The organism is Terrabacter sp. 05T424 (genome assembly GCF_056396225.1).
Map to the genome: position 1 here is coordinate 686,103 of NZ_JBFTLB010000002.1, position 22,388 is coordinate 708,490.

Consider the following 22,388-nt stretch of genomic DNA (forward strand, 5'->3'; position numbering starts at 1 on the left):
TAGGCCCGCCCCGCGCAGGTGCACGCGCACCGTCTCAGGTGGTCAGCCCGTCGGGACCCACACGTACTGCGGGGTCTGGCACACCTCGACGAAGCCCAGCCGCTCGTAGGTCGGCCGCCCCATCTGGGAGGCCATGAGCACGGCGTCGGTGCACCCACGCTCCCGCGCGAGGTTCATCAGGGTGGCCGTGACGGCATACCCGAGGCCCTGGCGGCGCGCGGACTCCAGGGTGGTGATGTTGTAGATCCCCGCGGTGCTTCCGGTGACGAAGACGGAGCCCGCGCTGACCGCCTCGCCGTCGACGCGGGCGACGACGTGGAAGGCGACCTCCGGACCGAAGGCGCCGAAGGCACGGCCCAGCGGGTCACCGACGAAGTCGGGAAACTCGAAACCGGCGAGCATCACGCCGACGAGCTCCGGCGTCGGTCCGGTCTCCGCGATCTCGACACCGGGGGTCGTGCGGGGATCGACGGGCGCCCCGAGCGGCACGTGCATGCCGGGCTCGGGGCTCGGCTGGAGGCCGCGCGACCGCAGCACCGAGTCCGTCTCGGGCGTGAGGTGCGAGGGCGTGGCCCACCACAGGAAAGGCTTCCCGCGCTCGATGAAGCCGTCGACGAGCTCGGTCGTGCGGCGGCCCTCGGTGCCCGGGGTGAAGGTGGCTCCGCAGAGGGCGTTGAAGAGCGGGAAGGGCACGTCGGAGGCGTACGCGACGACGTCCTCGTCCGGCAGCGGGCGCACGACCCCGCTCGAGGCGACGAGCCGGAACTGCTCGATGAGGTTGTCCTCGACCGCGGACACGCGGGGATCGGTCACGATCGCACGCTAGCCATCCGCGGACCCTGCCCGCAGGCGAACGCGGCGGGCCGGACGCTAGGGTGGGCGCAGCGTCGTCGACCAGGAACCCGGTGAGAGTCCGGGACGGTCCCGCCACTGTGAGCCGTCCACCCGCGAGGGAGGCGGCGAGTCAGGAACTGCCGGCAGCGCCTCACCTTCCTTTCGACCGCGGGGCGTGGACACCCCGCCGAGGAGTCCCTGTGACGCGCATCGCGCTGCTCTCGACGTCTGACACCGACCTGCTGTGCGCCCGCGGCAGCGGCGCCGACTACCTGCTGGCCAACCCGTCACGGCCCGGCCACACCTCGATGGCCGACGCGATCGAGGCCGCTGACATCGTCGTCGCCCGCATCCTCGGCGGCCCGCAGGACCTCTGCGAGGGCTTCCGCCGCATCCGCGCGACGCGCAAGCCGATGGTCGTCCTCGGGGGCGAGCAGACCCCCAACGCCTCGCTCATGGACCTCTCGACCGTGGCTCCGGGCGTCGTCGCCGAGGCGCACCGCTACCTCGCCGAGGGCGGGGCCACGAACCTCCGCGAGCTGCACGCCTTTCTCGGCGACACGCTGCTCATGACGGGCGAGGGCTTCGAGCCGCCCGCGCCGCTCCCGGTCTGGGGCGTGCTCGACCGCCCGGCACCCACCCCGACGTCCGACGACGCGGGCGCTGCCCCCCGCCCGCGCGTTGGGATCCTCTTCTACCGCGCCCAGTTCGCCGCCGAGAACACCGCCTACGTCCAGGCCCTCGCCGACGCCGTCGACGCGGCCGGAGGCATCGGCGTGCCCGTGCACGTGTCCTCACTGCGCGATGCCCCCGCCGACCTGCTCGAGCACCTCACGGCCTACGACGTGCTCGTCACGACCGTGCTCGCGGCCGGCGGCACCAAGCCCGGCACGGCGAGCGCGGGCGAGGACGACGAGGCCTGGGACGTGCAGGCGCTCGCCGCGCTCGACGTGCCGATCATCCAGGGGCTGTGCCTCACGTGGAGCCGCGAGCAGTGGGCGGCGAGCGACGACGGGATGAGCCCGCTCGACGTCGCCACGCAGGTGGCGGTGCCCGAGTTCGACGGGCGCATCATCGCGAATGCGTTCTCCTTCAAGGAGATCGACGGCGACGGGCTGCCGCACTACGTGCCCGACACCGAGCGGTGTGCCCGTCTGGCCGCGCTCGCCGTCAACCACGCCCGGCTGTGGCACACCCCGCCGGCCGAGCGTCGCATCGCGATCGTCCTGTCGGCGTACCCGTCGAAGCACTCGCGCATCGGCAACGCCGTCGGTCTCGACACGCCGGTCTCGATCATCCGGCTGCTGCGCGCCATGCGTGACGCCGGCTACGACCTCGGCGCCCCCGGCGAGATCCCCGGCACCGGCCCCCTCGACCCGGTCGACGGCGAGACCGCAGACACGACCGCCGGCAACGCGCTCATCCACGCCCTCATCGAGGCCGGCGGGCAGGACGAGGACTGGCTCACGCAGGAGCAACTGAGCGGCCAGCCCGTACGCATCCCGGCCGCCCACTACCGCGAGCACTTCGCGTCGCTGCCCGACGAGCTCCGCGCGGCCGTCACGAAGCACTGGGGCGAGGCGCCGGGAGAGGTCTTCGTCGACCGCCACACCGACGCTGACGGCGAGCTCGTCGCCGCGAGCCTGCGCGCCGGCAACGTGGTCATCCTCGTCCAGCCGCCTCGCGGCTTCGGCGAGAACCCGATCGCGATCTACCACGACCCCGACCTGCCGCCCACGCACCACTACCTCGCCGTGTACGACTGGCTCGCAAGGGATTTCGGCGCCCACGCCGTCGTCCACATGGGCAAGCACGGCAACCTCGAGTGGCTCCCGGGCAAGAACCTCGCGCTGTCCGCCGCGTGCGGCCCCGACGCGACCATCGGGGCGATCCCGCTGGTCTACCCGTTCCTCGTCAACGACCCGGGTGAGGGCAGCCAGGCCAAGCGCCGCGCCCACGCGACGATCGTCGACCACCTCGTGCCGCCGATGGCCCGCGCCGAGTCCTATGGCGACATCGCCCGCCTCGAGCAGCTGCTCGACGAGTACGGCAACGTCTCCGTCATGGACCCGGCCAAGGCGCCGGCGCTGCGCGCGGAGATCTGGACCCTCATCCAGGCCGCCCAGATGCACCACGACCTCGGCTTGACCGACCGCCCCGGCGACGACGAGTTCGACGAGTTCGTCATGCGCGTCGACGGCTGGCTCTGCGAGGTCAAGGACGTCCAGATCCGGGACGGCCTCCACATCCTTGGCGAGGCCCCCGCGGGGGAGGGCCTCGCCAACCTCGTGCTCGCGATCCTGCGGGCCAACCAGGTCTTCGCCGGCGCCGTGGGCGCCGTGCCGGGGTTGCGGACGGCGCTCGGTCTGAGTGAGGGGCTTTCCGAGCGCTCGTCCGTCGACCACGCCGAGGCGCAGGCGACAGCGCTCGTGGCCGCCCTCGGCGAAGCCGACTGGGACGCCGACGCGGTCGCCGGGATCGTGCGCGACCAGCTCAGCGATGCCGCGGGCGTCGACACCGAGGGCGTATGCCGTTCGCTGGCCTTCGCGTGCCGCGAGGTCGTCCCGCGCCTGCGGGCGACGACGGGCGAGATCGACGCCGTGCTGCACGCGCTCGACGGCGGCTACGTGCCGGCCGGCCCGTCCGGGTCGCCACTTCGCGGCCTCGTCAACGTGCTGCCGACCGGTCGGAACTTCTACTCCGTCGACCCGAAGGCGATCCCGAGCCGGCTCGCCTGGGAGACGGGCCAGCGCCTCGCCGACGACCTGCTGGCCCGGCACCGCGCCGACACGGGCGAGTGGCCTCGCTCGGTCGGACTGTCGGTCTGGGGCACGTCGGCCATGCGCACCTCCGGCGACGACATCGCCGAGGTGCTCTCGCTCATCGGCGTCCGGCCGCGCTGGGACGAGATGTCCCGCCGCGTCGTCGGCCTCGACGCGATCCCCCTCCCGGAGCTGGGCCGTCCGCGTGTCGACGTCACCGTGCGCATCTCCGGCTTCTTCCGCGACGCCTTCCCGCACGTCATCGCGATGCTCGACGATGCGGTGCGGCTTGTCGCCGACCTCGACGAGGGCCCCGACGACAACTACCTCCGGGCCCACGTCGCCACCGACCTCGCCGACCACGGTGACGCCCGTCGCGCGACGACCCGCATCTTCGGCAGCAAGCCGGGCTCCTACGGCGCCGGCATCCTCCCGCTCGTGGAGTCGGGCACCTGGCGCACGGACGCCGACCTCGCGGAGGTCTACGCCACGTGGGGTGGCTTCGCCTACGGGCGCGAGCTCGACGGCATACCGGCTCGGGCCGACATGGAGCGCACGTACTCACGCATGGACGTGGCCGCGAAGAACATCGACACCCGCGAGCACGACATCGCCGACAGCGACGACTACTTCCAGTACCACGGCGGCATGGTCGCGACCGTCCGTGCGCTGACCGGGCGCGAGCCCAAGGCGTACGTCGGCGACTCGACGACACCAGACGCCGTCCGCACCCGCACGCTCACCGAGGAGACGGCGCGCGTCTTCCGCGCCCGAGTCGTCAACCCGCGGTGGATCGCAGCGATGCGCAAGCACGGTTACAAGGGTGCGTTCGAGCTCGCGGCCACCGTCGACTACCTCTTCGGGTTCGACGCGACCGCAGGCGTCGTCACCGACTGGATGTACGAGCAGCTCGCCCAGACGTACGTTCTCGACAAGGAGAACCGCGACTTCCTCGGGCACGCGAACCCCTGGGCCCTGCACGGCATGGTCGAGCGGCTGCACGAGGCCGTCGAGCGTGGCCTGTGGGCCGAGCCGGATCCCGAGCTGCTCGCCGAGCTGCAGCAGGTCTACCTCGACGTCGAGGGCGACCTCGAGGACTGATCAGCCGTTCTCGTCAGGCTCGGGGAGGACGGGCTGGTCGGTGGGGTAGAGGCCGGCGGCGAAGCCGTAGACGGTCTCGCCGTCGCGCGGCAGCGAGGTGAACTCGCGGACGAGGCCCTCGACGCGCCGCCAGAACTCGGAGGCGCTCTCGCGAGGGATGCGCACGTGGCGCAGCGTCGAGTAGAGCGTGTCGTCCTCATGGGCGGGCACCGACTCGGCCGCCGCGACCGACAGCGAGTTGACGCACACCGGGGTCGTCTCGTCGCCCGGCCGTCGGACGACGCCGACGTTGATGGTGCGGCCGGTGCGGCCGTAGAAGCGCTCGTCGATGGCCCGCACCCGCCGGGTCCGCACGACCCGGAGCATCCCGGCCTCGAGAAGCACTCCGACGTGGTGGGCGACGGTGCTCTTGGGCCGCCCGACCGCCGTGGCGAGCTCCGACACCGTCGCCGCGCGCTCGAGGGTGAGGTCCAGCAGGGACGAGCGCAACGGGTCCGCGATCGCTCGCAGCTGGGCAGGCGTCCTCACCTCGACGGTGTCGGGGAGGTCGTAGTCGGGCGTGCCCGGGCTATTGATCGACATTGTTGGATCAGTCTAGATTGTTGGATCAAACAAGTGGGAACCTTCGAACACAGGAGCAAGCATGGCCGACGTCCTCCTCTTCCACCACGCGCTGGGCCAGACCCCGGGCTTCCTCGCCTTCGCCGACGCGCTGCGGTCGGCCGGCCACACCGTCCACGCGCCCGACCTCTACGCGGGGCAGAGCTTCGCGACGCTCGACGAGGGCATGGCCAACGCCCGCTCCATCGGCTTCCAGCAGCTGCAGGACCAAGGCGTCGCCTCGGCCGACGGCCTGCCCGACACCCTCGTGTATGCCGGCTTCTCCCTGGGCGTGATGGCTGCCCAGCGCCTCGCCCAGACCCGACCCGGTGCCCGCGGCGCCGTGCTGCTCGACTCCGCCATCCCCCTCGGCGAGTTCGCCCCCGACTGGCCGGACGGTGTGCCCGTCCAGGTGCACGGCGGCGAGGCCGACGAGTTCTTCATGGACGAGGGCGACGTCGACGCGGCCCGCGAGGTCGTGGCGGCGGCCGACGACGGGGAGCTCTTCACGTATGCCGGCTGCGGCCACCTCTTCGCCGACGCCAGCGCGCCGGCGTACGACCCCGCGAGTGCCGCCCTCGCGCAACAGCGCGTGCTCGACTTCCTGGCGCGCGTGTAGAGGCTTACGCGTCGATGCCGCTCGCGTGGGAGACGACCTCCGCACCGCGGGTGAGGTGCACCACCGAGGCCGCCCACAGCGCGAATGTCGCCACGAACACCCCGACATGCAGCCAGCCCTCTCCGGCGTCGGGCACGGCCGTGCGGTCACCCGACGAACCGAGGATGAAGGCCGAGCACGGCAACCACGCCAGCGCCCAGGCGAGCACGGTCAGGGATCGGCGCCCGTGGATGGCCTTGTCCCACTGTGAGATCCGCCAGGCGGGCAGGATCCATTGGAGGATCGGAATCGCCCACATGATCCAGATGCCGCCGTCGGTTGCCACGGACCTCACCCGCCCGGCTCGAGCGAGCAGCCACTGCAGGCGGACCAGCCAGAGGCAGGCGAGACAGCCGGAGACGAAGAAGAGGATCCGCGCGACGTCGATGCTCGCGCCGCTCGTGAGTGTCCCCCAGCTCACGAGGCGCTCGGACTCCGGGCGGAAGGCGCCCCAGGACAACGGGACGAGTGACGCGGCGCCCAGGCCAAGGGACCACGCGGCCGGGCGGCGCAACCGCCGTTGCCGTGCACGTAGGGGCCGGTCGTCCGGCACGGTCACGACGCCGGCTGCCCCCGTGACGTCATGTCCCCCGTTGTCCACGAGCGCACCGTACCTCGCGACGCCTCTCAGTCGGTGGTCCCGGCGTCCAGCTGCTCCCTCGTGAGCGAGTAGTAGATCTCGTCGGAGCGGGTGCCGTCGGGGTTGGGGAGGCGCTGGGCCAGGCGGCCTTCGGCCCGGAAACCTGCCTTCGCTGCGGCCTTGCCGGAGGCGATGTTGTCGGCCTTGTGGCCGAGCTCGAGCCGCGAGAGGCCGGCGGACTCGAACGCCCACCGCGACACGAGTCTCAGGGCCCGGGTGGTGAAGCCACGCCCGCGGAACGCCGGCAACACGCCATAGCCGATGAGCCCGATGCCGGGCGGCCCCATCCGCATGACGCCGATGACGCCCGCGCCCTCACCGGTCGCCGCGTCGACGATGACGAAGCGCGCCGCCCGCCCGGCCATCCACTCCCGTCGAGCCTGGGCGGCCTTCTGCCGTGCCTCGTCGTCGGTGTACGCCTCGCCGAAGAAGTCCCAGCGAAGAGACTCCTCGTTGTTGTGCTCGTCGCGCACGACCTCCCAGTCGCCCACGCTGACGGGACGCACCGTGACGACGCCGTCGGTCAGCGGGCCCGTCTCGGGGTAGCCGGGCGGCCGGGGCGCGGCGGGTGCATCCGCCGGCTGGCGAAGGAGGTAGGTGTCCATCACCCAGCCGTGCCGCTCTCGCGCCTCGGCACGCACCCGCTGCACCTCGTCGATCACGTCGACCAGCCGCCCGTGGACGAGCAGCTCGTCGGGCGACCCGAGGTAGGCGCCCCAGAAGAGCTCGAGGTCGGGGAACGCGTCGGCCAGCCCTGCGCACGCGAGCCCGCCGTCGAGCATCACCACGACATCGCCGAGTGCTCGGTCGTACTCGGCGACGAGGCGCCGGCCGGTCGTGACGTGGATCGGTGCGCCGATGCGGTTGAGCGGGATGCGGTGTCGGGCAGCGAGCAGCTGCGGTGCACTGATGCCGGCGATGACGTCGTGCTCGACGTCGACACCTGCTGCGGCGTACCGCTCGACGAGGGCGTCGACGACGCGGATCGTCGAGTCGTAGAACGCAGGGTCGCCCCACACGAGGAAGCCGACGGTCGTCTCGCCGTCGCGGAGCCCGGCGATGACGTCCGCGTAGGCGTCGACACGCGCCGCGTGCCAGTCGAGCACTCCCTGGCCGTATGCCGTGTCGTCGCGGTCGGCGTCCGGCCCTCGCTTCGGGTCGGCCACCTCGACGACGCGGTAGGCATGGTCGGCCGGGATGAGGGCGTCGCAAACCCGCTGCCGGGCCGCGACGAGGTCGGTCTTCGGCCCGCCCTTGTCGGCGAAGAGGAAGACGTCGACCGTCGAAAGGGCTTGTGCTGCTTCACCGGTCACGTGCTCGGGACTGCCCATGCCGATCCCGATGGTGCGGATCCGTCCGATCATGCAACGCCTCCTGCGCGGGTGAGGTGGAGCAGGGCGTCGAGGTCGACGTGCTCCTCCAGGGCGTCGGCGAGCGTGTCAAGCATGCGCTCGCGCCGCTCGGCGAAGCCCGCTGCGCCGGCCCGCGGCTGCCACTGCGACCCCGCGACCGACGCCACGTGCGACAGCCACGCCCGGCGGAAGCCGTCGCTCTCGAAGGCCCCGTGCCACATCGTCCCCCACGCGGCGCCGCTCGACCAGCCGTCGAGGAACGGCTGGGCGTTCCCGGGCTCCGTGCGGGTCGCGATGCCGTGGTGGATCTCGTAGGCGGTGTCGACGAGGTGGTCCTCCCACGTGCCGGTCGGGCGGCGGAGCACCTTCGCCTCGCCGAACTCGACGCGCACCGGCAGCAACCCGAGGCCGGGCACCACGCCCACCTGACCCTCGACGTCGTCGTCGATCTCGTGCCCGAGCATCTGGTAGCCGCCACAGACCCCGAGCACCGGCCGGCCGGCAGCCACACGTCGGGTCACGACGTCGGCGAGTCCGCGGTCACGTAGCCACGCGAGATCGGCTGCCGTGGAACGAGATCCGGGGATGACGAGAAGGTCGGCGGACTCGGCGACCGCCGGGTCGACCGTGACGAGCACATCGACGCCCGGTTCGGCGGCGAGAGCATCGACGTCGGTGGCGTTGGAGATGCGGGGGAGGCGCAGCACCGCCACCTTGAGCCGGTCGCGGGCGGTCGCCGACAGGGCGGTCGACGCGCGCCAGTGCCCGACCTCCAGGGTGTCCTCGCTGTCGAGCCACACGTCGAGCAGCCACGGGATGACCCCGTGGAAGGGCACGCCGGTGCGGGCGGTGATCTCGTCGAGACCGGGCTCGAGCACCGCCACGTCACCGCGGAACTTGTTGATGACGAAGGACTTCAGCAGGGCGCGGTCGTCCTCGTCGAGCAGGGCCCACGTGCCGTAGAGCGAGGCCAGGATGCCGCCGCGGTCGATGTCGCCGACGACCACGACGGGCAGCCCGAACTCGCGCGCGAGGCCCATGTTGACGTAGTCGCCGGCACGCAGGTTGACCTCCGCGGGCGACCCGGCACCCTCGCAGACGACGAGGTCGTACGCGTCGGCCAGCTCGCGGTAGGCGCCGAACGCCGCGTCGCGCAGGTGACCGCGCCCGGCGGCATACTGGCCGGCCTCGAGCGTGCCGGCGGCCTCACCCCGCACGACGATGAACGACCGGCGGTCGGTGCCGGGCTTGAGCAGCACCGGGTTCATCGCCGTCGTCGGCTCGACCCGCGCGGCGACGGCCTGGAGCCACTGCGCCCGGCCGATCTCGCCGCCGTCGAGGCAGACCATCGAGTTGTTCGACATGTTCTGCGCCTTGAACGGCGCGACCCGCAGCCCGCGACGCACGAGCGCGCGGCAGAGGCCGGCGACGACGACCGACTTGCCCGCGTCGGACGAGGTGCCGGCGACGAGCAGGCCCGAGGCCGCCGACGCGGACGAGGGGGGCGGCACGACCATCCGCTCATCCTGCCGGAGCCGCTCCGGCGACGGGCACCGGGTCCTACGCTAAGCAGCGGGCGGGCGGCCGCGACCTCGGCTTCTTCGTGCTGCACCCGAGACGGCAGCGCACCCCGAGCACGACTGAACGTGCCCGGGGTGCGGCCCTCGGCGTACGGGCTCAGGTCACTCGGGGTCGCCGTCGGCGAGCAGGCGGTAGAGCTTGCGCCGCGTCTCGGTGAGGATCTCGGCGGCCTCGGCGCGCTGCTGTGAGGTGCCCGTCGTGACGATCTGCCACATGGCGCCCATGACCTGGCCGACGATGGGCATGAGGTCGCTGCCGCCGCGCTGTTCCTGCTGCGGTGCGTCCTCGCCCTCGGCGGACTCCTCGAAGGGGCGCCAGGTGGCGGCCATCTCCTCGGCGTTCTCCTCGACGTAGGTGCGCCCGGCGTCGGTGAGGCGCAGCAGGCGCCGGCCCTCGACGTCGCGGCCCTCGACGAGGCCTTCGTCCTCGAGCTGCTGGACGGTGGGGTAGACCGAGCCGGGGCTCGGCTTCCACGCGCCGCCGGTGCGCTCGGAGATCTGCTGGATGAGCTGGTAGCCGTTCATCTCGTCGCCCGCCAGGACGTCGAGGATGGCGGCGCGGACGTCGCCTCGTCGGGCTCGGGGCCCGCGGCGTGGGCCGAAGTCGGGGCCGAAGCCGGGCCCGCCGAAGTGGCGGACGAGGTCGGCGACCCACGGGGGCGGGCCGGGACGTCCGCGACCTCCGGGGCCGGGGCCGCCGGGGCCACCCCAGGGTCCGCGGCCGGGGCCGAAGCCGGGGCCGTGCCCGCCCCAGCCGCCGCCCCAGCCGCCGTCGAACCCGGACTCTCGTCTGGTGTGTCGGTGTCCGTGCATGGTGGTTTCTCCTTGTCTTCAGACGCGGCTCACGAACAGTCGCGATAGGTTGACGATATATCGCGACTGTTCAGGTAGCAAGGGCTTGAGGACGTCCCGTTCGGGCCTACGGGTGAACGATGAGGACATCTGCGGCGATCTACTCCGTGTGCTAGACATCGGAATACACTCCGATCGGCAGCGTGGGCGCGGGAAAAAGTCACAGGTTCGTTGAGCTACGGCGCAGGTTTGGTTAGCGTTCGACGACGGGGACATGCGAATTGCCCGTGAGGAGGTCTTGACCGTGGCGAGCGCACAGGGGAGCGGCCCTCGCGTGCACACCGCGTCACGCACCGGTGTGGACGCCCGAAGAGCCGACGCAATCGCAAGGAGATCCACGATGAGCAACGTGCCCGCCACGCCGCTGGGCGAGAAGCGCACGGTGCGCATCCAGTGGGCGCCGTCCGCGGCCCCGCGCATCCGAAAGGAGCTCGTCGAGGACCTTCTGGCGCGGGAGCTTCCGTCCCAGGTCATCGACGAGGCCGAGATCGTCGTGAGCGAGCTCGTCGCCAACGCCATCCGCCACGCCAGGCCGCTGGCCGACGGTGCGATCCGCATCCACTGGAAGGTCAAGAACAACGTCGTCGAGGTCGAGGTCTCCGACGGCGGCGGCCCGACCGCCCCGCGTCCGGCCCCGCCGACGACGTGGGCGCCCGGTGGTCGCGGTCTGCGCATCGTGCGTTCCCTGGCTCACGAGTGGGGTGTCATCGAGGAGCCCCACGGCCGCACCGTCTGGGCCTCGCTCGGTGGCCCGTCCCGCCGCCGCTCGCACTGACGCGCCGCAGGTGACGCTGCCCGACCCGGCGCTCGTCGTCCTCGTCGGCGCGTCCGGTTCGGGCAAGTCGACCTGGGCCGCCGCCCGCTACCGGGCCGCCGAGATCGTCTCGTCCGACGCGCTCCGCGGCATCGTCGGCAGCGGAGAGCACGACCTCGACGCGTCAGCCGAAGCATTCGCCCTCCTCGAGCAGGTGGTCGCCGCCCGCCTGGGCCGCGGGCTGACGACCGTCGTCGACACCCTCGGCACCGACCCCACCCGCCGGCATCGCTGGTTGGGGGCGGCGCGCACGGCAGGGCTGCCCGCCGTCGCCGTCGTGCTCGACACCCCCGCCGCCGTATGCCGGTCGCGCAACGCAGCACGGGACCGCCCGGTCCCCGCGCGGGTCCTCACGAGCCAGCTCGCCTCGGTCGCGACGACGGCGGACGAGCTCGACGCGGAGGGGTGGCAGGTGGTGCGGGTCGACCCAGAGGCGTCGGCGCCCTCGCGAGACCAGGTGGTGACGGAGCGTTCTCTCGATCGGGGGACGGGGCTGCGGGGGGTCGTGCTGCAGCTCTCGCGCTTCCCCGCGGAGGGCGAGCTGCTCCAGTGGCTCCGCGACGTCGCCGGCGCTGCGGAGGCGGCAGGTCTGGCGGGCCTCGCCCTCATGGACCACCTCATCCAGATCCCGCAGGTGGGGCGCGCGTGGGACCCGATCCCGGAGCCCTGGGTCACCCTCGGGGCGCTCGCCGCCTCCACGACGCGTCTGCAGCTCGGCACCCTCGTCACACCCATCACCTTCCGCGAGCCAGGCATCACCGCCAAGGCGGCCGCGACCCTTTCGGCACTGTCCGGCGGGCGCGCGTTCGTGGGCGTCGGTGCGGGCTGGTGGGAGCGTGAGCACACGGCATACGGCCTCGGGTTCCCTTCTGGCAGAGAGCGGCTCGATGCGCTCGAACGTGGCATCGAGCTCATGCAGGCGCTCTGGGCGCCGGGCGCCAAGCCGTATGCCGGACGCCGCGTCTCGCTTCCCGAGACCACGTCCTACCCGCGCCCGGTCGGCCACATCCCCATCCTCGTCGGCGGTGGGGGCGACCGGTCGTTGCGGATCGCCGCCCGCCTCGGCGACGGGTGCAACGTTCCTTCCGACGAGGCCGGTCTGGCGAAGGTCGAGCGCTACCTCCAGCTGGTGCGCGCCCAAGAGCGCGACCTGTCCGAGGTGCATGCCACGGTGCTCGACCTGCCGCTCGTGGGCTTGGACCGCGATGACGTGTGGGCCCGCGTCGAGCGGCACCGTGGACGCACCGCGGCCGCCGCCTTCGCGACGCGGCACCACGCGGGCACTGCGGCTGAGCACGCCGAGCGCCTCGGACGCCTTGCCGAGCGGGGTGTCGGCACGGCTTTCGTCGCGCCCGTGGGGCTGGCGACGGCCGACGACGTGTTCGCGCTCGCGCCGCTCGCCTCCGCGTTCGGCTGACCCGGCCGCGGCCACTAGGGTGGCGCGCATGGGTAAGGCATCACGTCGACCGCGCGCCGAGCGCACCGACCGTTCCACACGTCCGCAGCCGGCACCGTTCGTGGCCCGCCCCTTCGAGGGACTGCCCAACGAGACCGACTGGGTCGCGATGCGCGAGATCGTCCCGGCCGCGACCGCCACGGTGCGCTTCGCAGAGGGGCAGGCGCCCGAAGGTGCCCCCGACGAGGTGACGATCGCGACGGTGCTGCCGCTGGCCTGGCCCGGCCTGCACCGCGAGAGCGGCGAGGTGCTCGTCGGCATCCAGTCCGGCAACGCCAGCGGTGACACGAGCCGCGACATCGCCGCGGCGATCGGGCTCGCTGCGGCCGCCGACGCCGGCTCACCCGTCACGGCGCTGCCCGTGTCGATGGCCGACACCCCGCGCCTGCAGGACGTCCTCGACCTCGACGCACCCTTCGAGATGGAGCTGCACGAAGGCTTCGACTTCTGGGTCGCCGACGCCGATCTCGACGCCGAGGGCAAGGAGTCGCTCGAGCGCGCCAACGAGTCGGCGATCCCGACCCTCAAGCTCGACGCCGCGCCGTCGGCATTCTGGTGCCGCATCGGCGAGCGCACCTACGTGCGTTGGGTGCTGCCGTTCGACGAGGACACCGCGACCAGCGCCCTGGCCCGCCTGCACGCCGCCGGCGACAGCCACCTCGGCGACAACGGTCGCCTTCTCGGTTGCTTTCGGTCGAGCGGGCTGCTGATCCCCGTCTGGGAGGTCGACCCCGGCTCCGAGGCCGCCGACTTCGAGAAGCCTGTGGCCGAGATGAAGAAGCGTATCGACGCCGCCGCTGCATCGACCGAGACGCTGACCGCGGCAGAGCGTGGCGCTCGGGCCGGACTCACCAACCGTCAGGTCACGCTCCGCTGAGGCGCGGGCGACGATGACGACAGCCTCGTTCTCCGTCGCCGTCGTCATCCCGGCCAAGGACGAGTCGGTCCGCATCGCGGAGACGATCCGGGGCGTGCGCACCATCCCGGGTGTCGCCACGGTCGTCGTCGTCGACGACGGGTCGAACGACGGCACGGCTGCGATCGCCGCCCGAGAGGGCGCCGAGGTCGTGCGCCACGCGCGCAACCACGGCAAGGCCGACGCGATGATGAGCGGTCTCGGTCGCGTCAACGGGCTGCGCCGCGTGGGCCGGCTCGATGCCGACACGGCCGTGCTCTTCGTCGATGCTGATCTCGAGGCCTCCGCCGGCGCCGTCGGTGACCTCGTCGCCCCGGTCTCACGCGGCGAGGCCGACCTCACCATCGCGAACCTGCCCGTGCAGCGTGGCAGCGCCGGCGGTCACGGGCTCGTCGTCGGTCTGGCCCGCCGCGGCATCGAGGAGCTGACCGGCTGGTCTCCGAACCAGCCGTTGTCGGGCATGCGCTGCCTGTCACCGGCGGCGCTCGAGGCCGCGACGCCGTTCGCCCGCGGCTGGGGCGTCGAGGTCGGGATGACCGTCGACGTGCTCGACGCGGGTCTGCGGGTCGTCGAGGTGCCCTGCGACTTGCAGCACCGGGTCACCGGCACCGACTGGCGCTCACAGGTGCACCGGGCCGCGCAGTACCGCGACGTCGCCCTGGCGCTGGGCGTGCGGCGCCTGCGCCGCCGGCTGGGCCCCGGCTGACGCGCTCAGTACGTCAGTGCTGCGCCCCGTGGAACAGTGACGTAGCCGCTGGGGAGGGTCGCGCTGGAGGTGACTAGGGCGATCGCGTACGTCAGTGTTGCGCCCCGTGGAACAGTGACGTAGCCGCTGGGGAGGGTCGTGCTGGGCGTGCGGCGCCCGCGTCGAGCTCAGCGAGCGGAGCGAGCCCAAGTGACCCGTTCGGCGCGCGTCGCGCCTGGACTGACGAGCGAAACGAGCGAAGCGAGTAAGTCGAGGAGGGAAGGCGTGACGTCGAGGCGCGCCGAACACGGGCGAGCGGAGCGAGCCCAAAGAACGCGGAGCGAGCCCAGAGAACTCAGAGGTGGTGGCGGTCCCGGCGTCGTCGGACGGGAGCGTTACGGGCCTCGATGGACAGGAAGTGCATCACGGCCGACACGACGAGCGGCACGGTGAAGATTGCGGCGACCGGTGGGATCGCGGCTCCGGAGTCGTTGGTGAGGAAGCCGATGGCGGCCATCACGATGATCGACCAGAGCCCGCGGTGCATGAGCGGCGCCTCGTCCAGGAGGCGCTTCAGCGGCTCCGTGCCGAATGCGCCCGGGCGCATCACGATTACCACGACGACGGCCATCAGCACGGCCGCGAGGATGAGCAGCACGGGCAGGTGGATCGCCAGCGACACGTTGGCGAGGAACTTGCGCGACATGACGTCCCACGCGCCGCCGTCGATGACGGTCTGGAGGAAGCGCCCGGGGTGCGAACGCTCGGACTCGGGGCGGCGCCAGTCGAGGTAGCAGACGAGCGCGACGACGAGTCCGGCCGCGACGAGGACGATGAGCACGTTGCGCGCCGACGTGCGCCATCCCATGACGCCCATGAGGAGGAAGCCGAGGGCGGGCACGAGCGCGATGGGCCCACCGAAGTCGGCGCCCCAGGCGGGCAGCACGTCGACGGCCAGCGCGACGCCGCCGACGACGACCATCGCGAAGACGGCCAGGCGCGGCGCGTTGCGCCGCACGAGCGCGTGCGCGAGGGCCGCGCACAGCAGGAGCACGGCGGCGGCATACAGGGCGAACGCGACGTTGCCCATGCCGTAGAAGCGGCCTCCGACGAGCGGCTGGAGTCCGAAGATGGACGAGATCTGCAGGTGCGAGCCGGTCAGCAGGTCGACACCGATGACACCCGCGGTCACGGCCGACATCGCGGCCAGCGGGCCGAGCGCCGAGCTGCTCCACGGGCCCCTCAGGCAGGCCAGTGTGATGGCCGCGCTGATGAGGAGCACCAGCACGAAGAGCATCACGGCGAGCACGATCGTGTCGGTCGACCAGCGCCACCACGGGATGAGGTTGGCCAGGAAGGTCGCCGCCGGCATCGCGGCGGACAGCAGGCCGACGAGCCGCACCATCCGGAGCACGCGCGCCCGGGTGAAACGGCGGTTCCAGGGCCGGGCTCGCCGGATCACGACCCACAGCACGAGCAGGGCCAGCGCGGTGCCGGCCAGCCAGATGACCAGGAACGGCGCGACGATGCGGTGCATCGCGTCGGCCTTCGTGTCGATGTCGGTGAGGACGGTCAGCTTCGACGCCGCAGTGGACTCGCTGTTGTTCGCCGACGGCACGACGCTCAGGGCCCGTCCGCCGATCGCGGCCACGGGGGTGACGCCGCCGCGCTGGAGGATCGTCGCGGTGATGTCGGACAGCTGCGCGACACCCGTGAGGCGGGTCGAGGCCGAGGCGAGCAGGCCCGGACCGTAGTGCGGGCCGGTCGCGGTCAGCAGCCGCAGCCGCTCCTGCTGGTCGCGGTCGGCGAGTCCGACGACGAGCAGGTCGGCACCGTTGGGCATCGCGTCGATGACCTGGTCGATGCGGCGCTCGATGCCGTTGATCTTCTCGAGGTGGCGCGCGTGGTCGGGATCGGTCGCGTCGATCCCGCCGACGTCGACGATGCTCACGGGGCACTGGGCCAGGTCGGAGACGAGGGTCGTCACCTGGAAGGGGCTGTACTTCGCGACCTTGCCGTCCGAGGTCGAGGCGGCCAGCCCGGCCCCGGGCCCGATCGCCTGGAGGCACGTCTTGGCTGTCGCGAAGCTGTCGCCGAGCATGCCGAGCTGGGCCCGGAACTCGGCCTCGCGCGAGGCCGTGGCCAGCTCGTTGAACCCGATGACGCGGAAGCCGGAGTTCGCATCTCCGGCGACCGAGGGCAGCGACGAGCAGGTCGGGCGCGCCTCGCTCGTGTCGGGTCCGGCGGCCTCACCTGCCGAGACCGTGGCCCAGCCGTCGGTCGGGCAGGTGGTCAGCCGCAGGCTCTTGACCGAGACCGAGGCGGCGGAGCCGTCGCGCAGCAGACCCCACAGGGTCGGGGTGTCCTTCGCCGAGACGTCGTCCCACGACAGACCTCCCAGACCGACCACGACCAGCGACTCACCGGGCTTCGGCTGGGTCGTCGAGGGGACGGGAACGGTCGTGCGGTTGACGTAGGCGAGGCTGAGGCCAGCGACCATCACCAGGAGCAGGACGACGAGCGTCTTGACGGGATGGCGGCGGATCACGCAGGACAGACTACAAACCGGGACTGTATGCCAAGGGCCAGGTCACGGACTGGAATCCCACGGGCGCACGAGGTCCACCCGGCTACCCTTGCCGATCGTGGACTCCTCGACGCTGACGACCGTGGCCCTGGCCGCCGCCGGCGTCGCCCTGCTGGCGCTCGCCCTCGCCGCCGGTGCGCAGCTGCGCCTCGCCCGGGTCCGACGCGACTTCGCCGCCCTCGGGGGCGACGGCTCCACCGACATCGCCCGTGTCGCCGCCACCCAGAACCACCGCATCGAGCGACTCACCGCGGAGGTGGCCGCACTCCGCGACCACGTCGCCGGCGCGGAGGACGACGTGCGCCAGAGCCTGCGCAACGTCGCCGTGGTGCGCTACGACGCCTTCGGCGACATGGGCGGCCGGCTGTCGTTCTCCGCCGCGATCGTCGACGACCTCGGCGACGGCATCGTGCTCAGCTCGATCCACGCGCGTGGTGAGTCGCGCACCTACGCCAAGGGCATCGTCGGCGGGAAGTCGAGCATCACCCTGACCCCCGAGGAGCAGCAGGCGCTGGCCTCGGCCAACCGGGACGAGCCCGCCCGGGTCGGCAGCGTCCGCGCCGGCAGCGCTCGCTCGGCAGACAGTACGAAGGACGCGTCGTGACCCCGCCCCGCACCCCCGACCAGCTCCACCGCTTCGGCTACCTCGGCCCGCGCGGCACGTTCACCCAGATGGCGCTCGACGCCTGGGACGCGGCCGAGGGACGGGAGCACCTCCCGTTCGGGTCGGTCGACGGTGCGCTGAGCGCGGTGCGGACGGGCGACATCGACGCGGCCATGGTGCCCATCGAGAACTCGGTCGAGGGCGGGGTGTCGGCCACGCTCGACGCCCTCGCCACGGGTGAGCCGCTTGTCGTCATCGGCGAGGTGCTGGTGCCGATCACCTTCGTGCTCTGCGCGCGCCCCGGCACGACGCTCGACTCGGTGCGCACCGTCGGCACCCACTCGCACGCCTGGGCGCAGGTGCGCGGCTGGATGGGGACGAACCTGCCCGACGCCGAGTACGTGCCGACCCTTTCCACGGCCGCGAGCGCCGCCGCCCTCGGGCAGCCCGGCGATGTCATGTTCGACGCCGGCGTGTGTGCCCCGGCGGCGGCGAGCAACGAGGGCCTCGAGGTGCTCGCCGAGGACATCGGCGACAACGCCGCCGCCGTGACCCGCTTCGTCCTGGTCGCCCGTCCGGGCACACTCCCCGAGCCCTCGGGGGCCGACAAGACGACCGTCGTGCTCTTCCAGCGCGACGACCACGCCGGCGGTCTGCTCGAGCTCCTCGAGCAGTTCGCGGTGCGCGGCGTCAACATGACCCGCCTCGAGTCGCGGCCCACCGGGGCGGCGATGGGCTCCTACTGCTTCTCCATCGACTTCGAGGGCCACGTGCTCGACGCGCGGGTCGGTGAGACGCTGATGGGCCTGCGCCGGGTGTGCGCCGAGGTGCGCTTCCTCGGGTCCTACCCCCGCGCCGACGGCGGTCGCCCGGACGCCCGGCCGGGCACCTCAGACGAGGACTTCGGCCGCGCGCAGTCCTGGCTCGACGACCTGCGGGCCTGACCAGCGGGCCTGACCAGCGGGCCTGACCAGCCGGCGTACGCGGGCCGGGCCGTCGGGCGTCAGCCGATCGTCGCGCCGCTCTTGAGCAGGAACAGGGTCTCGTCGCCGACGACGCCGTCCTCGCCGATGCGGTTGGCGTCCTGGAAGCGCTGGACGACCTTCTTCGTCTCGGGTCCGAAGGTGCCGTCGACGGTGAGCGTGCCTCCTGCCGCCCGCAGGGCCCGCTGGAGCGTCTCGACGTCGGGACCCTTCGCCCCCGGCTTGAGTGTCTGGCTGCCCATCGACCGGGAGATGATCAGCACCCAGACGCCTGCGTCGACGCGGCCCGGCTTGGGCGCGGGTCCCTCGAAGGTCGCCTCGACGCGTCGGAGTGCCTCTCGCGTCTGCGCGCCGTAGACACCGTCGACGGCCACCGGGCCGAAGTCGGCGTCGTTGAGGAAGCACTGGAGGGCGCTCACGGCCGGACCCTTAGCCCCGGGTGAGACCACCGGGTATGCCGGCTGCGTGCGCTCGCACGCGCCCGCCACGGTCCCCGGGTCGGTCGCGGTCGCCGTCGCCGTGGGCGTGGTCGTCGTGGCGGTCGGAGTGGCGGTCGGAGTGGGCTTCGTCGGCGTGAGCGGGTCGGCACTGACCGTCGGCAGCGGCTGGTTGGGAGCGGGGGTGTCGGTGGGCGCGCTGGACGTGGTCTCCGACGCCGACGACACCGACGACTCGGCCGCAGTGGGGGTGGTGGGCGCGGCGGTGGAGCACGCCGTCAGCCCGAGGCCGAGCGCGACGGCTGCCGCCAGCGAGGCGGGCGCGCGTCGCCGGCCACGGCCGGGGGCAACCTGGGTCATGCCGAACATCTGACTCCCCTGAGCTGACGGAGCGGGCCCTGACGTCCGCACACGTCCGAGAAGTATGCGCCCGCCCGGCCGGGCGCGCGAGCGCGACGCGCGGCGACGGCATACCCGTTCGCAGAGGGGGCAGGGGAGGGGGCGCCGGTGCTGCCAGGCCCGGCGCCCCAGGCCGGGACCGCCCCCTGGTGGTCCCGACTTCCCTTCTGGAGGTCACCGGGCCAGCTGCCCCTCCGCAGCGCCCCGAACACGGCCCGGTGACCAAACCCCCGTCAGCAAGAGTCGCCACGGACGGGGTTGATACGTCCTGAGGCGGACAAATTTCTCGGCGCGATGTATCAGGAATCCGACTACGCGCACTCACTCGGGTGTAAGGGTCTTTTCAGCACCGTCGCCCCACCATCCATCCCTCAGGAGGTCTGTCGATGTCAGAGTCGGGTCCCGACGCGCCGCAGGGCGCGAACGACGCGAGTGGGACGGGCGGCCGCCGCCGGCCCGAACGGCCACCGGTCCGTGCCCTCGACCCGGCCACGGCCCTGCGCCTGACCGACGGCCAGCCGCCTCTGCCGGCTCTCTACCTCTCGGACCGGCTGCTCGTCAGCAACCAGGGCGGTCGGCCCCGGGGCCTCGACGACCTGCGTGACGCGCTCGGCAAGCTCGAGCTCGACTACGAGGTGACGCCCCGGCAGGACGGCGGCCCGCGCGACATCGACCAGCCCTCGTGGGGCACGAGCATCACGATCCGCCCGACCCGCTCGCCGATCGAGCCCGTCGACGCGTGGAACGTGCTCCAGCGACTGCGCGAGGCGAACGAGCCGATCGCTGCGCGTCTCAGCCTCGAGCACGTCCTGCGGCCGGCCGACGGCTACTGGGGCGGGATCGGCGGGTACTGGGGTGGGATCGGTGGCTACTGGGGCGGCATCGGCGGCTACTGGGGCGGCATCGGCGGCTACTGGGGTGGCATCGGTGGCTCGGTGCTCCAGGAGTACTCCGTGCCGGGCCGCGGGGGCCGTATGCCGGTCGCCCTGGCCCTGCCCGACCCGCGGCTGCGCGCCCGAGCCGTCGACCGCGCCCCCGTCATCGTCGTGCCCGACACGGCCATCGCCCCGCACCCGTGGTTCAAGGACGACTCCGGCGTGCTGCGGCTCGTGCTCAAGGAGGGCAAGCTCGTCCCGCTGCTGACCGACAAGCCGGTCGACCCGCCGATCTCGGTGCCGGCCCCGAGCGAGCCCGTCGGGCTGCTCCAGGGGCACGCGACGTTCATCGCCGGCCTGCTGCGGCAGGGCTGCCCCGAGGCGACGATCCTCTCGATCCCCGTCATGGGCGAGGACGGCGTCGTCGACGAGGGCTACCTCCTCGACGTGCTGCAGGCCCTGCTCGACCGCCACGTGCACGGGCAGCAGCACGACGAGTCCGAGGTCGTCGACGTGCTCAACCTCTCGATGGGCTACTACGCCGAGGACCGCACCTTCACGTCGGGGCCGGTCGCCGGCCTGCTCGACGAGCTCGCCGAACGCGGCGTCCTCGTCGTCGCCGGCGTGGGCAACGACGGCACCGACGCGCCGTTCGTGCCGGCGGCGCTCGCGGCCGAGGTGCCGCAGCGCATCACCGCCAGGGCCGTGCCTCCGCTGGCGAGCGTCGGGGCGAGCAACCCCGACGGCTCGACCGTCGCGCTCTTCTCCAACAACCTGCCGCTCGTCAGCGCCGTGCGGGCCGGTGTCTCGGTCGTCAGCACCCTCCCGCTCACCAACGGGATGGGCCAGCCGTCGTCGGAGGTGCGCTCGGGCGACACCGTGCGCTGCACGGTCGACCCCGACGACTACACGGGCGGCTTCGGGCTCTGGAGCGGCACGTCGTTCGCCACACCCGTCTTCGCCGCGGAGCTCGCGGCGGCCCTCGTCGACGAGGGGCACCTCACCGACGTGTCCCCGTCCGCCATGCGCCGCCGCGGCATCCGCGCGCTGCGCACCTGCATCGGAAGGGGTCGGTCATGACCCCGACCCCCACCGCGCCCGACGGCCTCGGGACCCTCGCGGGCAGGGCGTTCGCCGCCTACCTCGCTGGCGAGCGCGAGCGCCTCTCGGAGCTCGTCGACATCGTGACGCCCGTGCTGTGGAACGCCGCGCGGTCGCAGGGCGGCGCACCCGCGACGTGCGAGGACGCCATCCAGACAGCGTTCCTCCAGCTCGTCGACCGCGCCGAGTCGATCAAGGAGCCGGCCGCCGTGCTCGGCTGGCTCGTCGTCGTCGTCAAGCGCGAGGTGTGGCGACTCGCCCGCGGCTCGCGCCGCGAGTTCGGCGTCGAGGAGGTGCCGGAGGCCCCGGCCCAGCAGCTCGACCCCGAGGCGCAGTCGATCCTCAGCGAGCGCCAGCGCGTCCTCTGGACGCACATCTCGACCCTCACCCCGCGATGCCAGGAGCTGCTCCGGGTCATCGCGTTCGCCGACCGTCCCGACTACGCCGCCATCGCGGAGTCGCTCGGGATGCCCGTCGGCAGCATCGGCCCGACCCGCGGCCGCTGCCTCCAGAAGCTGAGGACGACCCTCGGCTCCGACCCAGGATGGGCGGTCTGACATGACATCTCACACTGACGCCATCGATGCCCGCGACCTCGCCAACCTGGGCCGTGTGCGCGACCTGTTCGCGCACGCCGACCCCGTGCCGAGCGACCTGGCCGAGCGGGTCAAGTTCGCGATCACCGTGCACGCGTTGCACGCCGAGGTCGCCGAGCTCATGGACTCCGCGCTGCTGACCACGCGAGGCGCCGAGGCCCAGGTCGAACCGACCCCGACCGAGTCGGTCACGTTCACGGCCGCCTCCGTCAGCCTGATGGTGTCGGCGAGCCCGTCCGACACCGCCGACACCGACGACGCTGACGACCGGATGCGCGTCGACGGTTGGGTGACGACACCGGGCGCCCAGGTCGAGGCCGTCACGAACGAGGGCAGCCGCACGGCGATTTCTGATGCGAACGGGCGGTTCGTTCTGGATGATCTACCCCATGGGCCGGTCCACTTCGTGGTGACCGACCCCAGCAACGACGAGACACGACCGGTCATCACCCCGACGATCCAGATCTGACGATCCCGACCCGACGCGATGGCCGGCCCTGACGAGAGGCCGGGCGGGACCCATCGATCTGCTCGAGAGTGCACGCACCCTGCGCGA

19 protein-coding genes and 1 riboswitch are annotated in these 22,388 nt (G+C 72.6%); of the genes, 11 read left to right on the forward strand and 8 right to left on the reverse strand.

Going from position 1 to position 22,388, the window contains the following annotated elements; genetic code table 11:
* Positions 1-42: 42 nt before the first annotated feature.
* Positions 43-813 carry a GNAT family N-acetyltransferase gene (locus AC1DE0_RS08325; RefSeq protein WP_478099168.1) on the reverse strand — a complete coding sequence of 257 codons (771 nt, stop codon included), beginning with the start codon at positions 811-813 and terminating at the stop codon, positions 43-45.
* 82 nt (positions 814-895) lie between these two features.
* A riboswitch (cobalamin riboswitch) is annotated at positions 896-974 on the forward strand.
* 60 nt (positions 975-1,034) lie between these two features.
* On the opposite strand from AC1DE0_RS08325, the gene cobN reads away from it, so the two are divergent.
* The gene (gene cobN, locus AC1DE0_RS08330; protein WP_478099171.1) at positions 1,035-4,697 is read left to right on the forward strand and encodes a cobaltochelatase subunit CobN; all 3,663 of its coding nucleotides are present in this window, start codon (positions 1,035-1,037) and stop codon (positions 4,695-4,697) included.
* On the opposite strand, the gene AC1DE0_RS08335 is transcribed toward cobN, so the two are convergent.
* Positions 4,698-5,279, reverse strand: a complete 582-nt coding sequence (locus AC1DE0_RS08335; protein ID WP_478099173.1) for an ArsR/SmtB family transcription factor — start codon at positions 5,277-5,279, stop codon at positions 4,698-4,700.
* A gap of 61 nt (positions 5,280-5,340) precedes the next feature.
* Between AC1DE0_RS08335 and AC1DE0_RS08340 the strand changes: the two genes are divergently transcribed.
* Positions 5,341-5,916, forward strand: coding sequence for a dienelactone hydrolase family protein (locus AC1DE0_RS08340; protein ID WP_478099175.1), 576 nt, complete (start codon positions 5,341-5,343; stop codon positions 5,914-5,916).
* A gap of 4 nt (positions 5,917-5,920) precedes the next feature.
* On the opposite strand, the gene AC1DE0_RS08345 is transcribed toward AC1DE0_RS08340, so the two are convergent.
* The 4 genes from AC1DE0_RS08345 to AC1DE0_RS08360 all read right to left on the reverse strand — a co-directional run bounded on the left by AC1DE0_RS08345 (position 5,921) and on the right by AC1DE0_RS08360 (position 10,340).
* Positions 5,921-6,556: a hypothetical protein gene (locus tag AC1DE0_RS08345; RefSeq protein ID WP_478099176.1), complete on the reverse strand. Its 636-nt coding sequence runs from the start codon at positions 6,554-6,556 to the stop codon at positions 5,921-5,923.
* A 26-nt stretch (positions 6,557-6,582) separates the two neighbouring features.
* Positions 6,583-7,959 carry a precorrin-6A synthase (deacetylating) gene (cobF, locus tag AC1DE0_RS08350; RefSeq protein ID WP_478099177.1) on the reverse strand — a complete coding sequence of 459 codons (1,377 nt, stop codon included), beginning with the start codon at positions 7,957-7,959 and terminating at the stop codon, positions 6,583-6,585.
* Positions 7,956-9,464, reverse strand: a complete 1,509-nt coding sequence (locus AC1DE0_RS08355; RefSeq protein ID WP_478099179.1) for a cobyric acid synthase — start codon at positions 9,462-9,464, stop codon at positions 7,956-7,958. Before AC1DE0_RS08355 ends, cobF begins: the two co-directional genes overlap by 4 nt.
* Before the next feature lie 165 nt (positions 9,465-9,629).
* Positions 9,630-10,340 carry a PadR family transcriptional regulator gene (locus AC1DE0_RS08360; protein WP_478099181.1) on the reverse strand — a complete coding sequence of 237 codons (711 nt, stop codon included), beginning with the start codon at positions 10,338-10,340 and terminating at the stop codon, positions 9,630-9,632.
* A gap of 379 nt (positions 10,341-10,719) precedes the next feature.
* Here AC1DE0_RS08360 and AC1DE0_RS08365 point away from each other — a divergent pair, with 379 nt between their 5' ends.
* Genes AC1DE0_RS08365 through AC1DE0_RS08380 form a run of 4 tightly spaced genes read left to right on the forward strand, consistent with a single transcriptional unit; the run spans position 10,720 to position 14,271 of the window.
* Positions 10,720-11,154, forward strand: a complete 435-nt coding sequence (locus tag AC1DE0_RS08365; protein ID WP_478099184.1) for an ATP-binding protein — start codon at positions 10,720-10,722, stop codon at positions 11,152-11,154.
* A 10-nt stretch (positions 11,155-11,164) separates the two neighbouring features.
* Positions 11,165-12,610, forward strand: coding sequence for an LLM class flavin-dependent oxidoreductase (locus AC1DE0_RS08370; protein ID WP_478099187.1), 1,446 nt, complete (start codon positions 11,165-11,167; stop codon positions 12,608-12,610).
* 28 nt (positions 12,611-12,638) lie between these two features.
* Positions 12,639-13,526 (forward strand): DUF5926 family protein, encoded by an 888-nt coding sequence (locus AC1DE0_RS08375; RefSeq protein WP_478099189.1) that lies wholly within the window; start codon positions 12,639-12,641, stop codon positions 13,524-13,526.
* 13 nt (positions 13,527-13,539) lie between these two features.
* Positions 13,540-14,271, forward strand: coding sequence for a glycosyltransferase family 2 protein (locus tag AC1DE0_RS08380; RefSeq protein WP_478099191.1), 732 nt, complete (start codon positions 13,540-13,542; stop codon positions 14,269-14,271).
* Positions 14,272-14,605: 334 nt separating this feature from the next.
* Here AC1DE0_RS08380 and AC1DE0_RS08385 read toward each other — a convergent pair whose 3' ends face one another.
* Positions 14,606-16,798, reverse strand: a complete 2,193-nt coding sequence (locus AC1DE0_RS08385) for a hypothetical protein (RefSeq protein ID WP_478099193.1) — start codon at positions 16,796-16,798, stop codon at positions 14,606-14,608.
* Between the two features lie 97 nt (positions 16,799-16,895).
* Between AC1DE0_RS08385 and AC1DE0_RS08390 the strand changes: the two genes are divergently transcribed.
* Together AC1DE0_RS08390 and pheA are read left to right on the forward strand one after the other, a co-directional pair.
* Positions 16,896-17,441, forward strand: a complete 546-nt coding sequence (locus AC1DE0_RS08390; protein ID WP_478099195.1) for a DUF4446 family protein — start codon at positions 16,896-16,898, stop codon at positions 17,439-17,441.
* The gene (pheA, locus tag AC1DE0_RS08395; protein ID WP_478099197.1) at positions 17,438-18,385 is read left to right on the forward strand and encodes a prephenate dehydratase; all 948 of its coding nucleotides are present in this window, start codon (positions 17,438-17,440) and stop codon (positions 18,383-18,385) included. Before AC1DE0_RS08390 ends, pheA begins: the two co-directional genes overlap by 4 nt.
* A 59-nt stretch (positions 18,386-18,444) precedes the next feature.
* Here the strand turns inward: pheA and AC1DE0_RS08400 are convergent, their stop codons facing one another.
* Positions 18,445-19,221 carry a peptidoglycan-binding domain-containing protein gene (locus tag AC1DE0_RS08400; RefSeq protein WP_478099199.1) on the reverse strand — a complete coding sequence of 259 codons (777 nt, stop codon included), beginning with the start codon at positions 19,219-19,221 and terminating at the stop codon, positions 18,445-18,447.
* A 425-nt stretch (positions 19,222-19,646) separates the two neighbouring features.
* Between AC1DE0_RS08400 and AC1DE0_RS08405 the strand changes: the two genes are divergently transcribed.
* Genes AC1DE0_RS08405 through AC1DE0_RS08415 form a run of 3 tightly spaced genes read left to right on the forward strand, consistent with a single transcriptional unit; the run spans position 19,647 to position 22,301 of the window.
* Positions 19,647-21,215: a S8/S53 family peptidase gene (locus AC1DE0_RS08405; protein WP_478099202.1), complete on the forward strand. Its 1,569-nt coding sequence runs from the start codon at positions 19,647-19,649 to the stop codon at positions 21,213-21,215.
* On the forward strand, positions 21,212-21,793 hold the full coding sequence (locus tag AC1DE0_RS08410) for an RNA polymerase sigma factor (RefSeq protein ID WP_478099204.1): 582 nt from the start codon (positions 21,212-21,214) through the stop codon (positions 21,791-21,793). The genes AC1DE0_RS08405 and AC1DE0_RS08410 overlap by 4 nt, the downstream gene beginning before the upstream one ends.
* 1 nt (position 21,794) lies before the next feature.
* Positions 21,795-22,301 carry a hypothetical protein gene (locus AC1DE0_RS08415; RefSeq protein ID WP_478099206.1) on the forward strand — a complete coding sequence of 169 codons (507 nt, stop codon included), beginning with the start codon at positions 21,795-21,797 and terminating at the stop codon, positions 22,299-22,301.
* Positions 22,302-22,388: the final 87 nt, after the last annotated feature.

Bases quoted from the DNA above. Each gene is read 5' to 3' on its own strand.
- AC1DE0_RS08360 (WP_478099181.1), bottom strand. From the start codon at position 10,340: ATGCACGGACACCGACACACCAGACGAGAGTCCGGGTTCGACGGCGGC.
- AC1DE0_RS08340 (WP_478099175.1), top strand. From the start codon at position 5,341: ATGGCCGACGTCCTCCTCTTCCACCACGCGCTGGGCCAGACCCCGGGC.
- cobF (WP_478099177.1), bottom strand. From the start codon at position 7,959: ATGATCGGACGGATCCGCACCATCGGGATCGGCATGGGCAGTCCCGAG.
- AC1DE0_RS08415 (WP_478099206.1), top strand. From the start codon at position 21,795: ATGACATCTCACACTGACGCCATCGATGCCCGCGACCTCGCCAACCTG.
- AC1DE0_RS08400 (WP_478099199.1), bottom strand. From the start codon at position 19,221: ATGACCCAGGTTGCCCCCGGCCGTGGCCGGCGACGCGCGCCCGCCTCG.
- AC1DE0_RS08365 (WP_478099184.1), top strand. From the start codon at position 10,720: ATGAGCAACGTGCCCGCCACGCCGCTGGGCGAGAAGCGCACGGTGCGC.
- AC1DE0_RS08335 (WP_478099173.1), bottom strand. From the start codon at position 5,279: ATGTCGATCAATAGCCCGGGCACGCCCGACTACGACCTCCCCGACACC.
- AC1DE0_RS08375 (WP_478099189.1), top strand. From the start codon at position 12,639: ATGGGTAAGGCATCACGTCGACCGCGCGCCGAGCGCACCGACCGTTCC.
- AC1DE0_RS08405 (WP_478099202.1), top strand. From the start codon at position 19,647: ATGTCAGAGTCGGGTCCCGACGCGCCGCAGGGCGCGAACGACGCGAGT.
- AC1DE0_RS08380 (WP_478099191.1), top strand. From the start codon at position 13,540: ATGACGACAGCCTCGTTCTCCGTCGCCGTCGTCATCCCGGCCAAGGAC.
- AC1DE0_RS08355 (WP_478099179.1), bottom strand. From the start codon at position 9,464: ATGGTCGTGCCGCCCCCCTCGTCCGCGTCGGCGGCCTCGGGCCTGCTC.
- AC1DE0_RS08410 (WP_478099204.1), top strand. From the start codon at position 21,212: ATGACCCCGACCCCCACCGCGCCCGACGGCCTCGGGACCCTCGCGGGC.